General features: G+C 63.5%; 7 protein-coding genes. 4 read left to right on the forward strand and 3 right to left on the reverse strand.

Annotation, left to right across the window (positions count from 1 at the left end; all coding sequences use genetic code 11):
* Positions 1-34 precede the first annotated feature (34 nt).
* From GKC41_RS00890 to GKC41_RS00900, 3 genes are all read left to right on the forward strand, one after another.
* Positions 35-769 carry a DUF4191 domain-containing protein gene (locus GKC41_RS00890; protein WP_154312524.1) on the forward strand — a complete coding sequence of 245 codons (735 nt, stop codon included), beginning with the start codon at positions 35-37 and terminating at the stop codon, positions 767-769.
* Positions 770-914: 145 nt separating this feature from the next.
* Positions 915-2,351 carry a type I glutamate--ammonia ligase gene (gene glnA, locus GKC41_RS00895; protein WP_324611990.1) on the forward strand — a complete coding sequence of 479 codons (1,437 nt, stop codon included), beginning with the start codon at positions 915-917 and terminating at the stop codon, positions 2,349-2,351.
* Positions 2,352-2,552: 201 nt separating this feature from the next.
* Positions 2,553-3,899, forward strand: a complete 1,347-nt coding sequence (locus tag GKC41_RS00900) for an MFS transporter (protein ID WP_154312525.1) — start codon at positions 2,553-2,555, stop codon at positions 3,897-3,899.
* A 131-nt stretch (positions 3,900-4,030) separates the two neighbouring features.
* Here GKC41_RS00900 and GKC41_RS00905 read toward each other — a convergent pair whose 3' ends face one another.
* From GKC41_RS00905 to GKC41_RS00915, 3 genes are all read right to left on the reverse strand, one after another.
* Positions 4,031-5,227, reverse strand: a complete 1,197-nt coding sequence (locus GKC41_RS00905) for an Mrp/NBP35 family ATP-binding protein (RefSeq protein ID WP_154312526.1) — start codon at positions 5,225-5,227, stop codon at positions 4,031-4,033.
* Between the two features lie 69 nt (positions 5,228-5,296).
* Positions 5,297-7,861 (reverse strand): NAD-dependent DNA ligase LigA, encoded by a 2,565-nt coding sequence (ligA, locus tag GKC41_RS00910; RefSeq protein WP_154312527.1) that lies wholly within the window; start codon positions 7,859-7,861, stop codon positions 5,297-5,299.
* Entirely contained in the window at positions 7,854-11,258 is a 3,405-nt protein-coding gene (locus tag GKC41_RS00915; protein ID WP_229281544.1) for a tetratricopeptide repeat protein, read from the reverse strand. The genes ligA and GKC41_RS00915 overlap by 8 nt, the downstream gene beginning before the upstream one ends.
* A gap of 50 nt (positions 11,259-11,308) precedes the next feature.
* Between GKC41_RS00915 and GKC41_RS00920 the strand changes: the two genes are divergently transcribed.
* Positions 11,309-13,567 (forward strand): hypothetical protein, encoded by a 2,259-nt coding sequence (locus tag GKC41_RS00920; protein ID WP_229281545.1) that lies wholly within the window; start codon positions 11,309-11,311, stop codon positions 13,565-13,567.
* Positions 13,568-13,580 lie beyond the last annotated feature (13 nt).

Here is a 13,580-nt window from a genome sequence, read left to right on the forward strand (position 1 = left end):
GGTCAACCAGTGAACGTTTCCAAGTGAGGATGGCATGGCTACAGAGGACACCAAGGGCAAAAAAGCAAAAAAGAAGAGCAGCACGATCAGCCAGATCGTCAAGATCTACCAATTCACTTATGCAGAGGACAAGGCCCTTCCCTGGCTGCTGGCCGCAGCCATTCTGGTGCCCACACTGATAGCAGTGGTGATCTGCCTGCTGGCCCATTTTGGATGGCTGTCCTGGATCCTGACCGTGCTTCTGGGCATCATGGTCGGCCTGCTCCTGGCCACCATGACCCTGACCAGGCGCTCAGACCGTGTCGGTTACGCCAAGATGGAGGGTCGCCCGGGCGCTGCAGCCGCCGTGCTGAGCGGTATCTCCAAGGCAGGCTTCTCTTTCCCACAAGAACCCGTCTGGATAGACGCCAAGACCAAGGATGCCGTCTGGAGGGGCACCGGCCGCACCGGGGTTTACCTGATAGCCGAGGGCGACTACAACCGCGTCAATAAGGCCATGAACCGCGAGGAGGAGAAAATCCGCCGCATCACCCGCGGGTCGGCCATCCCCATCTACCGGATCAGCGTGGGCCACGGTCCAGACCAGGTCCCGCTCAACAAGCTCCAGCGCACTGTGATCAAGAAGAAGGTCAAGCTGACCGCCACCGAGCTGGAGACGCTGAACGACCGGTTGGTCACCCTGCAAAAGCGGCAGAACGCCCTGGGAATGCCCAAGGGCATCGATCCGACCAAGATACACGTCAGCCGCAAGGCCATGCGTGGGCGTTGATGTTTTCCAAGGTCCCGGCATCTTCCACCAGGGAGGCGCCGGGACCTTCGCATGAAACACCCCCGTAACCTCAGTGGCGCATTGCCGAAAAAACCGGTCCCCTAGACTGGGGGACCGTTACGGTTTCCACGAAAGGAGCAGTTCAGTGAGAGAACTGAAGTCAAAGGCCGATTGCGAAGCTCTGATAAACCAGGAGGGCGTGGAATATGTCTCAGTCAGGTTCACAGACCTGATCGGGGTCCAGCAGCACTTCACCGTCCCCGCCAGCGAATTCCTCAAAGACGCTTTCACGGACGGCATGGCCTTCGACGGCTCCTCCGTCCAAGGCTTCCAAGCCATCAACGAGTCCGATATGAAGCTGATTCCTGATCCTGAAACAGCCTACTTGGACCCCTTCCGCCGCCACCGCACCTTGAACGTGGCCTTCTCCATCGTGGACCCGGTGACCGACGAGCCCTACTCGCGCGACCCCCGGCAGATCGCCTCCAAGGCCGAAGCCTACCTGCGCTCCACCGGTATTGCCGACACGGCCTCCTTCGCTCCTGAGGCTGAGTTCTTCATCTTCGACAAGGTCCGCTTCGAGAACAGCATGCAACGCTCCTTCTATGAGGTTGACTCCATCGAGGCCCCTTGGAACTCGGGCGTGGATGTCGAGGAGGACGGCTCCGACAACATCGGTTTCAAGAACCGGGTCAAGAAGGGCTACTTCCCCGTACCGCCCATCGATCACTACCAGGATCTGCGCGACGACATGGTGGCCAACCTGCAGAAGGTAGGCCTGATTCTGGAGCGCTCACATCACGAGGTGGGCGGCGCCGGCCAGCAGGAGATCAACTACCGCTTCAACACCCTGCTGCACGCTGGCGACGACCTGATGAAATACAAGTACGTGGTCCACGAGACCGCCGCCCTGGCCGGCAAGGCGGCCACCTTCATGCCCAAGCCAATCGCCGGGGACAACGGGACCGGCATGCACTGCCACCAGTCCCTCTGGAAGGATGGCAAGCCCCTCTTCTACGACGAGAACGGCTACGGTGGTCTCTCCGACATCGCCCGCTGGTATGTGGGCGGCCTAATCGAGCACGCCTCGTCCGTCCTGGCCTTCACCAACCCCTCCACCAACTCCTACAAGCGGCTGGTGCCCGGCTACGAGGCCCCGGTCAACCTGGTCTACTCGGCCAGGAACCGTTCGGCGGCCATCCGCATCCCCCTGGCCGGCACCTCTCCTGCCGCCAAGCGGATCGAGTTCCGCGCCCCCGACCCCTCCTGCAACCCCTTCCTGGCCTTCTCGGCCCAGCTGATGGCAGGACTGGACGGCATCCTCAACCACACCGAGCCCCCGGCCCCCATCGACAAGGACCTCTATGAGCTGCCCCCGGAAGAGCACGCCCAGATCAAGCAGGTGCCCGGCTCCTTGGAGGAGGCCCTGAACGCGCTGGAGGAGGATCACGACTTCCTGAGCGAGGGCGATGTCTTCACCGACGACCTGATCCAGACCTGGCTGGACCTGAAGCGCGGCGAACTGGACCAGACCCGTCTGGCCCCCACACCTCTGGAGTACGAGCTCTACTTCCACATCTGAGTTCGCCTGATGACTGAGGTCGGCTGACCGGCCCGGTCGCATAAGGCCTGATCCTTCCTGCTGAGGGGTCGGGCCTCTTTGCATCATCACGACCATCGGCACCCGCCCATTGACGGCAACACGCCAGCCCCCGCATTCCGGCAGCGGTCAGGCCAGAATGAAGGGCAGGTATGAAGACTGATCCGATGGAGGTGGAGACCGATGCGCTGGCTGCGTGAATTCATGGAGTTGCCCGTATATCTGCGAGCCATGCTCATCGTGGACCTCATGTGCAACTTCGGCATCGGCCTGGTCATGCCTATCGAGCTGCTCTTCGCCACCCATTCCCTCGGTGCCACCATGAGCGAGGCCGCCCTCCTGGTGACCATCAGCTCGGTAGGGTCTCTGATCTCCAACCCCATCATCGGATGGGTCTCGGACCGTCGCTCCTCCTGGCTAGCCATGCACACGGCCATGATCTTCTCGGTCATCGGCCCCCTGATCTTCACTATGGCCCACGACTACCGGGCAGCGGTGGCGGGCGCCTTCGTCTCGGGCCTGGGGATGGGCATGCAGACCTCCTGGGCCAGCATCCTGACACAGATCTCCACCAGGGAGCAGCATCGGATTGTCTACGGTATCAACCAAGCCGAGCTCAACCTGGGCATCGGCCTTGGGGCGGCTGTAGGCGGACTGCTGGCCGCAGGTGGTCAGGACTTCCTCTACCGCATTGGTTTTGGCGGCAGGGCCCTGGGATTCGCCCTGCTCAGCCTGTCCCTGCTGGTCATCGAACGCCACTGGCAGCTGCGTCGGTTGACGGCCGAGCTCAAGGCCCAGGCGGAGCGGGAGGTCGTCCAGGAATCCGCTGGGGCCACCGGCGCCCTGCAGACTAAGCAGTCGGACAACAAAGCAAGCATGGCCATCAACGGCACCTTCGGCGGACGGACCAGCTCCCTGACCAGGGTGCTGGCATCCATGGCCCTGCTGACCCTGGGCACCTTCTTCATGGACCTGTTCGGCTACTCCCAGTTCGACGCCGGCCTGGTCACCACCCTGATCTCCGATCCGCACATCCCCCGCTGGTCCCTGTCGGTGGTGGATGTGGTCAACACCTTCTCGGTGGTCATCATGAACATCGTGCTGCTGCCCCGCCTCAAGGACGCCAACCATGTGCGAATGTTGCGCACCGTGCCGGTCTTCTGGGCTGCGGCCTGGGTGATCATCGTCCTGGGCCTGCGCCTGGATTCCACACCCGGCGCCCTGAGCGTGGCCTCCTTGGGCATCACCATCTTCGGGTTGGGCGAGGTCATGATGGGTATCTCCCAACCGGTGGTGGCCGCCGAGCTGGCCGGACCATCGTTCAGCGGACGTATGTTCGGCCTGCTCAACACAGCCGCCTCCCTGGGCTACATCGTGGGACCCATGTTCGCCTCCTACATCCTGGCCGGGCATGAGGTCATTCCCTTCCTGGCCATGTGCGCCATCGGTCTGGTCGTGCTGGCAGTCCCCTGGTTCCTGGCCATTCCCTCGCGGCAGATCACCAGCCAGAAGAGCCCGGCTGCCATCTAGCCTGGGACAAGGCTTGACAACGAATTAAAGACTTCGAGGTTAACTAATCCAAAGGATGGCCAAGAAGACATACCTACAGTGGCCAGTGCAGCATACTGAGTTGTCTCTTTAGTGGCAGTTCTCTTGTAAAGTCAGTCCTCGCCGGCGGCCCGACGGGCATCGCCAGGCTCCGAACCTACCATCAGGGTCTTGGCCAGGTCCACAAATCGTTGGGTCAGCGGCGAATCATCCAGGGAGCCATCGGGTCTGAGTACAGCCGGACGCCCGGACTCCCCCGACTCGCGCAGGTCGGTCTGCAGGGGCAGCTGCTCCAGCAGGGGCACCTGATACCCCAGATCCCGAGTCAGTTGGTCGGCGACCCGCTGGCCACCTCCCTGGCCAAAGATACGCAGACGCTCGCCATTGTGCTCGTACCAGGACATGTTTTCAATCACACCCTGCACCTTGGTGGGCAGCTGGAGGGCTACCAGCCCTGAACGCACGGCCACCTGCGAGGCCGATGGCTGGGGGGTGGTGACCACGATCAGCTGGCTGTTGGGCAGGGCCTGGGCCACTGACAGGGCCATGTCCCCGGTACCTGGGGCCAGATCCAGCAGGAGCACATCAGGGTCCCCCCACCAGACATCGGAAAGGAACTGTTCCAGCGAGCGCTGCAGACGCGGACCCCTCCAGAGGATGGCCCGGTCCGACCCGGCGAACATGCCGATGGAGATCAGCTTGACCCCCCAGGCGGTCACCGGCATCAACATGCCATGCAGATTGGTGGGTCGACTGTGCACGCCGAAGAGCCCAGGCAGGGAAAATCCGTAGATGTCTGCGTCGATGGCGGCAGTGTCATAGCCCAGGGCCGCCAAGGTGGCAGCCAGATTGACCGTCACCGAGGACTTGCCCACGCCCCCCTTGCCGGAGGCGATGGCGAAGATGCGGGTGCCCACGCCAGGCTTGGAGAAGGGATTGCTGCGCCGGGCCGCCTTGAGGTCGGCCACCAGGTTGTCCAGCTTCTCCCGGCTCATGGAGGAGACATCGATATGCGGGCGCAGCCGGGCTCGCGGGTAGGAGGTCACGGTCCCGTTGATCTGGTTGGTGATGGTGGTCGACAGCGGGCATCCCTTGATGGTCAGCTCCACCCGCACGGTCACCTCATAGTCGGCCTGGACATCCCTGGCTGGCTCGACAATGATGTCGGTGATCATGCCCAGATCGGTGATGGACCGCCCCAGTTCCGGATCGATGACCCGGCTGAGCCGCTCATAGACCTCCCCCTTGATTCTTCGAGGCAGCTCCTCCAGATCCCGGGTCCCTTCCTTGCGATGCTCTACTTGTTCCATGCCGTCACCATATCGCGCCCAGCCATATGCTGCCAGGGCGCGGCTGGTCGGATATTGCGAATGTCACAATCAACCTTGGGCCGGATTGGGGTCACCGGTGTCAAGCAGTCGGTGGAAGGCCGCCTCGTCCAGGATGGGCAGGCCCAGGCTCTCAGCCTTGTCGGCCTTGGAGCCCGGATTGGCGCCCACCACCACGTAGGTGGTCTTCTTGCTGACGGATCCCGAGGCCTTGCCGCCGCGCTCTACGATGGCCTCCTTGGCGGAGTCCCTGGAGAAGTCCTCCAGGCTGCCGGTGACCACCACGGTCATGCCCTTCAGGGTCTGCGGCTTGGTGCTGCGCTCGACGTGAGCACCCACACCAGCTGCCTGCCAAGCATCCAGGATGCGCCCACGCCAGTCGCCTGGCTGCCGGGCGCCCTGGAACCAGTCGTGGATGGAGTGCGCGATCTCGGGGCCTACACCGTCCAGCTCGGACAGACCTTCCACACTGGCCTCCTCCACGGCCTTGAGCGACGGGAAACGGGTGGCTATGGCCCGGGCCGAGGTCGGTCCCAGATGCCGGATGGACAGGGCCACCAGGACCCTCCACAGGTCGGCATGCCTGGCCTTGTCGATCTCTTCAAGCATCTGCAGGGTGTTCCTGGAGGGTTGGGCATCGGCATTGCCCAGGGCGGCCTCCTGAACCTGGGTCTCATGGCTGTTCATGGCCCGTTCGCCCTGATTATAGAAGGCGGGCACCCGGAACCAGAGACCGCTGCCGCCAGTCCGACGCTTGGTCGTGGTGCGACCCTGCCGACCTTCCACCTCCACCTGCTCCATCAGGGGAACCTCACGCCAGACATAGACCTGACGCAGGTCCTCAACCTTCAGGTCGAACAGGCCGGCCTCGCTGGTCAGGACCGGATCCTGACGCGGGGGAAGCTTCAGATCCGGGTCCGGCTGGTAGGGGGCTGCCTGGCCGCCCTGGTCGACCAGGACCTCACGCAGGCCGGGAGCATAGACCTCCACGGAATCGGGACGGTTCTCATCGGGGTTGGTCAGGGCTATGGCGCTCTGCTCCCCCAGATGCTCGATATCCAGGGCCTTCCGCGAGGCCATGTGGATGATCCGCTCGGTCAGCTGGGCCGGGCAGGACTCCACATTGGGGCAGCGGATGTCCACATCGCCCTCCTTGGCCGGAGCCAGGCGGGCGCCGCAGCTGGGGCAGGTCTCGGGCATGACGAAGGGCCTCAGATCCTTCTCATGCCCCTTCCTGGCCTCGACGACCGGTCCGACCAGCTCGGGGATCACATCGCCCGCCTTGCGGACCACGACCGTGTCCCCGATCAGAATACCCTTGCGCTTGACCTCGGAGGCGTTGTGAAGGGTGGTCCTGGATACTGTGGAACCTGCCACGGTAACCGGGGTGAGAACCGCCACCGGGGTGATTCGCCCGGTCCGGCCCACCTGGACGGTGATGTCCAGAAGCCGGGTATTGACCTCCTCCGGAGGGTACTTGTAGGCCACGGCCCAGCGGGGGGCACGGGAGGTGGCGCCCAGCCTGCGCTGAAGATCCCGGTCCTGAAGCTTGACCACGATGCCGTCCAGGGCGTGCTCGATGTCATTGCGGTGCTGGCCGTAATAGTCGATCATGTCCAGAATCTGGTCGAAGGAGGTGACGACCCGGTTGTGGGGTGAGACCGGAATCCCCCACTGCTTATAGAGGTCGTAAGCCTGGGACTGGTCAATGACCTCGTCATGGGTCCCCTTGGGATGGGCCGGGCCCCACCTCAGGGAGCCCAGGCCATGGGCGTAGAAGCTCAGGCGACGGCTGGCCGTGATGCGTGGATCCTTCTGCCTCAGGGATCCGGCGGCGGCGTTGCGGGGGTTGGCGAAGGGCGCCTTGCCCTCCTGTTCCTGCTGCTCGTTCAGGGCATTGAAGTCTTCGAACCGCATGAAGACCTCACCACGGACCTCCACAAACTCGGGGATGTCGTGGGCCGGGCCCGACAGATTCTGGGGAATGCCCGGAATGGTTCTGACGTTGAGGGTGATATCCTCACCGGTAACCCCGTCCCCCCTGGTCAGGCCCTGCTCCAGGACCCCGTTGCGGTAGAGGAGGTTGAGGGCCAGGCCGTCGATCTTGACCTCGCTGGTCATGGGCAGGGCCTTGTCCTGCGGCCAGTCGAGCTCGTTGCGAAGCCCGTCATACCATTGGCGCAGCTCGGCGACGCTGAAAACGTCATCCAGACTGAGCATCCGGGAGGGGTGACGGACGGAGGCGAAGTCGTTGGAGAAGGTCCCTCCGACCCGGTGCGTTGGCGACTGGGGGGTATCCAGGCTGGGAAAGCGGGATTCCAGCTCCTGCAGGCAACGCATCCTGGCGTCATAGGCCGCGTCGGAGGAGACCGGCGCATCGTCTATGTAGTAGGCGACCTGGTCGGACTCCACCCAGGCGGCCAGCCTGGACCAGAGGCGCTGGGCCTGTTGGGCTCCCAAGGAGTCAAGGTCAAGCTCCCCCAGTCGCATGGCATCAGCATCGTCGGGCTGGAGGGAGGCTATCCATCGGTCAGTGCCCGGCCTGGGCCTGGATTCGGCATTCCCGCCCTCATCACTGGTTTGCCGATTATCTTCCTGAGCTGTTTTGTCATGCATTGAGCGACCTCATGAACTGTGCCTGTACCACATCAACACCTTCATTATCGTCGTCGTTCATCCTGGCGGCCGCCATTGACAGTGTTCGGGCCGGGACGAAGAGCCCGCCGTCCACACAGATGCGCGCGGCCTGGCGCACTATGGAGGCCACCTCGGTGTGAGGCCAGACTGGCAGGCCATGTTCGGCCAGCACCCGACGGGCCTGCCGGTGGTCTTCGGGCAGGACCACGCACTGGGAGCGGGCCCTGGCCTGCAGCTCGGCCAGCTCACTCTTAAGGGCCGGTATCCGGTCGGGGCTGATGTGCTCGCTCATCAGATAGGCCGCTGCAGCCACGTCGAACTCGTCGCGCATCCATGAGGCATAGGCCAGACGGTAGTAGGCGAAGGAGGCATCGTCCCGGTCCAGGGCCACCCGCAGGGCGTTCAGGGTGGCAGCCCGGGCCGAATCCCAGTCCTCCCGGTTGGCCAGCATGACCGCCAGCTTCAGGTGGGAGAGCGGGTAGGCGGGCGCATAGGCCACCATGGCGTTCAGATGCTTGAGGGCTGCCTGGTCCTCCTTGAGCTGGGCCAGGAGGTCGGCTATCTCCAGGTGGGCGTAGAAGAGGTTGTCAGGAATGAGCAGGGTCCGCTCCCCCGGTGTGGCGAAGAGGCGGTTATAGACCACACGCTCGGCGTATGAATTGAAGTAGCGGGGCACCTGGCCCTCGGCCGCAAAGACGGCATCCAGATGGGCAATGGCGTCTTGCTCCACCTGTATGCCCTGGGCCGCTCCGCCGGAAAAGAGCAGATCGCGGGCCCTGACACGCTCCTTGTCCAGTTGTGAGGACAGGGAGAAGTCAAAGTCTGGAACAGAGCTGCCGTCGATCATGGCGCTGGCAACCTGCGGAGCCAACTGTTCCAGCTCCGGGTCGCCGATGCTTTCGATGATGCTTGTAGCCTCCTGGGCCTTGGCTGCTGATGTCATGGTCCGGTCCGAGGCCAGCTGATGGAAACCTCCTACAGCCCTCTGAAGCAGGTCGGCCCGTTGGATGGAAAGGTCCACGGCCTTATGTGCGCCCAGGGCCTTGGCAGACTTGTCGGCAAAGGTCACCTCGGAAAACTCGGGCTCCTCCTGGCTGCCGTGGGGGCTGAAGCGGTCATCGCGCATGTCGAAGACAGCCTCGGTGGGCTTGAGCCCACCCTGGGGATCCACCTGCATGGCCGCATCGAAGAAGCGGTATATGCCACGTGGTTCTTTCAGACCCAGCGAACGGATGCGGGAGAGGAAGAGTTCCCTGCTGAAGACCACCGAGACCAGGGTGCGGATGGTCGGATTGCTCTGCAAGGCGCTGAGCGGATTCCGGGATGTGTCGTCGCCAGTCTGATCCGCAGAGACATCCTCATCCGAGGCATCCTCCTTGGATGCATCATCATTGGCTGACGACGGCGGCGCAAAGGCGGCAGAGTCAAGGTCCACACCCTGCATGAGATCCTTGAACTCTCTGTCCACGGATTCCTTTTCACCCTGATCCTCGGCCTTGTCCTCCTCATTGCCCTCTTGCTGCTCAGGAGCCATACGGGAGGCGATGGGCTTGGTGGGATCGCCATGCACGTCGCCATCCTTGGGATCAGCCTTGGACCCAGTGGGGGCCACCTCGCCGGAACGCATGCGCTCAAAGGCCTCCAGGGCCTGTCCCATCATGGTCCTGATGGCCGAGTTCTGCTGGTCTACAGCCTCCTCCAGACCGATGGAGTCGATCTGGAGGCTGACCTCACGCACGGATGGATCCACCCCGAATGCCAGGGCGGCCATCATCAGTCCGACGCGCAGGTTGTAGTCAGCGCTCATGGCGGAACGCTCACCGTCGTCCAGGTCCCGCCAGGCCCGTGGCTGATCCTCATAGCGGCTGGAGGGCATCATGGTGCGTCCTGCCGCAGTGAAGGCCAGGGCCACCTTCCCCTGGGCGAGGTCGGATCTGAACTCCACATCGAAGCGGAAGGGCAGCCGAAGAGATCGCATGAGCATGGACAGCGTCTGCCGGTAGACCCACTCGGAACGCACCGGCTCCTGCCCCTGGCCGTCCGCTCGCACCGGCAGAGCCTGGGGAGCCTGTTGACGGACCATGACGGCGGTAGCCGCAGCCTTGTCAACCATGGCGTTGATGGCAGTCCGCCCGTCGTCCTCCAGGGGATCGAAGCGAATCGGATAGTCCCCCGGGCGCATCAGGGCGACAATGGCAGGATCGTCCAACAGAGCCTGGTCCAGCCGGGTTGCCTGGACGCGATTGATCGAGTCCTCGGTGGGCAGCGTCCCCAGGCGGGCATTGCGCTCCAGCCAGGCGCTGACTGCGGCGAACCTATTGAGATTGCCCTCGATGCGCAGGGCCGCAAGGGCGGCGGTGAACTCCAGTCCGTTGTCCCAGCTCAGGAAGTAGGCGCCGGAATACGAGGAAGCATACAGATGCAAGGGCTCGGCCCCGTGAACAGCCTCAAGACCGGAGACGGGCGATAAGGCCCCGGCCTCGCGCATCAGGTCGGCGAACAGATCCTCCAAGCCGGAGACCCGTTGTCCGTGGGAGCGCGCCTGGATCATGTCGCCCACACTGCGTCGGATGGCACCCATTGGCGCCTCCCGGTTGAGCCGGTAGAAGATGTTGCCTGAGCCGAACCCGGTGAAGGTTCCCTGGATGCGCGGCAGCAGGTAGGCGGCGAAAAAGGCGATGGCCACGGCATCCCGGTACTCCAGGTCCAGGCGCATCTCCGTAGGCAGGAGTGGACGCAACTGCTCCAGGGAATAGCGGCCATCGGCTCGCAGCCAGGAGGCCAACCAACGCATATGGCCGGCATCGTCACGGCCTGCCACAGCACCCTGCAAGGCACGGACCGGTCCCGAATCCTGACCCGGATCGCGGCCCAGCCGACGACCGTCGGCCAGGGTCACCTCCTCCTCCCGGCCCAGCAAGAAGGCAGGCTCCATGTTCTGCAGGTCCATCCGGCTCTGCTCGCCGATGAAGACCCTGCCATGGTCGTCGGCCAGAGCGATCTGAGCAAAGTGACGACGATCGGTAAAGATTCCCAACGCGAAGCCACGGCCGGGCGCATCAGGCCACTGAACCCAGCCCAGCGTCAGCCCCTCGGGTAAGCCCTGCAGGCGGGGAAAAAGCCGGCGCTTGACGGCGACACCCAGAATACGGCTGTGAGAGGCCAGAAATTCGTGCATCTGCCGATCATCAGGATGGCGCCCCGTGCGGTTGATCAGATCGACCATGTCGGCCACCGAAGAATCCAGGGGACGATCCCCACGACCCCCTGTGGTCGGCCGAGAGGAGCCTACCAATCCTTCCAGTGAGGAAAGAATGGAACGGCCCAGGCCGGACAGATCCCCGAACCTCCGGGACTTCTTCGCGTTCTTGGACATACCTTCGATTGTCCCAATCCAGCCAGACATGTCGCCGTTAGAATAAAACCGTGATGACTCTGCCAGCCCTGCGACGCCCCACCCCGGCCAGGGGCACAACCATCCGACTGCTGGTAGCACTGATTGTTGTGCTCATCCTCGAACTGGGGGTATTCAACCTGGCTCATTGGCAGTCGCTGGCGGGTTCCGCATCGGGCTCTTCGGCAGGGACTGCAGACAATATTGAATCCCGACCGGACCGGCTGGGACCAGGGCTGTCCCGGATGCATGGCGGGGGATTAAAGATCACCGATCCGGCTGGCGCCTGGGTGGATGTCCCTGTCGCGGATGGACAGGCATCCTTCGCCCAGGCCTACTTTGCAGAGGACATCGAGGGTTCATTCCTGTCGCAGATCCATGTACGTCTCGACCTACGCTTGTCCGGCGACAGGGACTGGACCCAGGGCACCCGAGGGCTGATCTGCCCCGGTCAGGCCCGCAGCCATTATCTGCGCATCAGGAGCAAACCCAGCGGAGCCCGGATCCAGGCCATGAGACTGTGGATACAGGAGCCCATCGGATCCCGGCTGGAGCTGACCGGAATGACTCCGGTCAGGGTGGTCCCCCTGGACCTCAACCCGGCGCGGATACTGATGCTGGCCTGCATGGCGGCGCTGATCCTGGGCTACCTGCCCGGCTCGATCCTCTGGCGGATACGGCTGGATACTGGCTCGGTGGGCCAGCGCCTGGTCCTGGCCCTGATTCTGGCTCCGCTGGCAGCCTGGTCCTGCTGGAACATCCAGCACGATCTGTCCACCTTCACTCCCATGGCCTACCACCAGCCGCATGCCTATGTCTACGACTTCAACCAGTACGATCACGTGGCCCGGGCACTGCTGCATGGACGCCCCTGGCTGGATCTTGGCCAGGCACCGGGTTTGGCCCAGGCAGCAAACCCCTTCGACATAGCCACCCGCAACGCGCTGCTGGCCCAGGACCAGCAACCCATATATTGGGACTACGTCTACCGGAACGGCCACTGGTACTCCTACTTCGGTGTCCTGCCGGTGCTGCTGCTCTTCCTGCCCTACCGAGTGATAACCAGCCTGGTGCATCCGGGCGGCTATGCCCTGCCCACCAGCTCGGCCGCAGCCCTGCTGGTTGCGGCGGCCACCATCATGACCGTCCTGGCCACCATCCGCCTGCTGGCCCGCTGGTTCCCCCGGGTCAACCTGGCCGCTGTCGGCATGGCCCTTATAACCATGCTGGGAGGATCCGGCATGGTCTACCTCTGGTGCCGCCGCAACTTCTACACGATTCCCTTCGATGCCTCCTTGCTGGCGGTCATGACGGGACTCTGGCTCTGGATGGGGGCCAGACGGGTCCAGCGACAGTCTGCGGACGCCGGCGAACATTCGGGTCGTGGATCAACACGGATGTGGACCGTGGAGGATGGGGACCGACCCTGGCATCTGTCCAGACCCCGAATCTTTTTTGGGTCGCTGTCAGTGGCTGCCACCCTGGGCTGCCGACCCACCTTCCTGGCTGCCGGCCTGCTGGCGTTGCCTCTGTTCGCCAAGGAAATAAGGGCAGTCATCAACTCCCTTTTCACGCGCAGGAGCCATCCTGCAGACCTGCCTCGGAGGCGGGCGCTGTCCCTGCTGGTCTGTGGCCTCTTGCCGGTCCTCCTGGTGGCCGCTCCCCTGCTCTGGTACAACCGCTGGCGCTTCGGATCCCTGCTGGACTTCGGCAACCGGTATCAGATGACCGTCCTGGACCTGACCAACTATCATCCCGGCACCCGCGGCCTGCTTCAGATCTTTGGCTACTACCTGCTGCAGCCCTTGACCGCACTGCCGGTCTTCCCCTACCTGCAATTCTCCCCCGCTCCCATGCGGGTCTGGCACTTCACCGAACCCGGCCTGGGCGGGCTTCTGGTCACCACCCCGGTACTTGTACTGGCCCTTGCTCTTCTTGCTCTGCCTCGGGTGCGAAAAGAACTGCTTCGTCGGGGATGGATGCCCGCCTCGATCATGGCTCTGGCCCTGGCAGTTCTGGTCATGGTTGCAGACTCATATCTGGGTGGATTCTCGGTGCGCTACACCATCGATTTCGCCTGGCTGATCTGCCTGGCAGCTGTTGTGGTTATGGCCACCGCATCCTCAACATACGAAGACGGCCGCTCCGCAGCGGGAGCGGCCGTCTTGAGCCTGCTAACACTGGCCTGTCTGGCTGGGCTGGTCCTGACATTTATCAACGCCATGGTCCTGCTGGAGCACTTCGACCTCAGTCAGGCCATGAACGTAGCCGTCTGGTTTATAGCACCCTGAGCCCAGCCGACAG

Source organism: Bifidobacterium asteroides (assembly GCF_009683175.1).
Lineage (GTDB): Bacteria > Actinomycetota > Actinomycetes > Actinomycetales > Bifidobacteriaceae > Bombiscardovia > Bombiscardovia asteroides_H.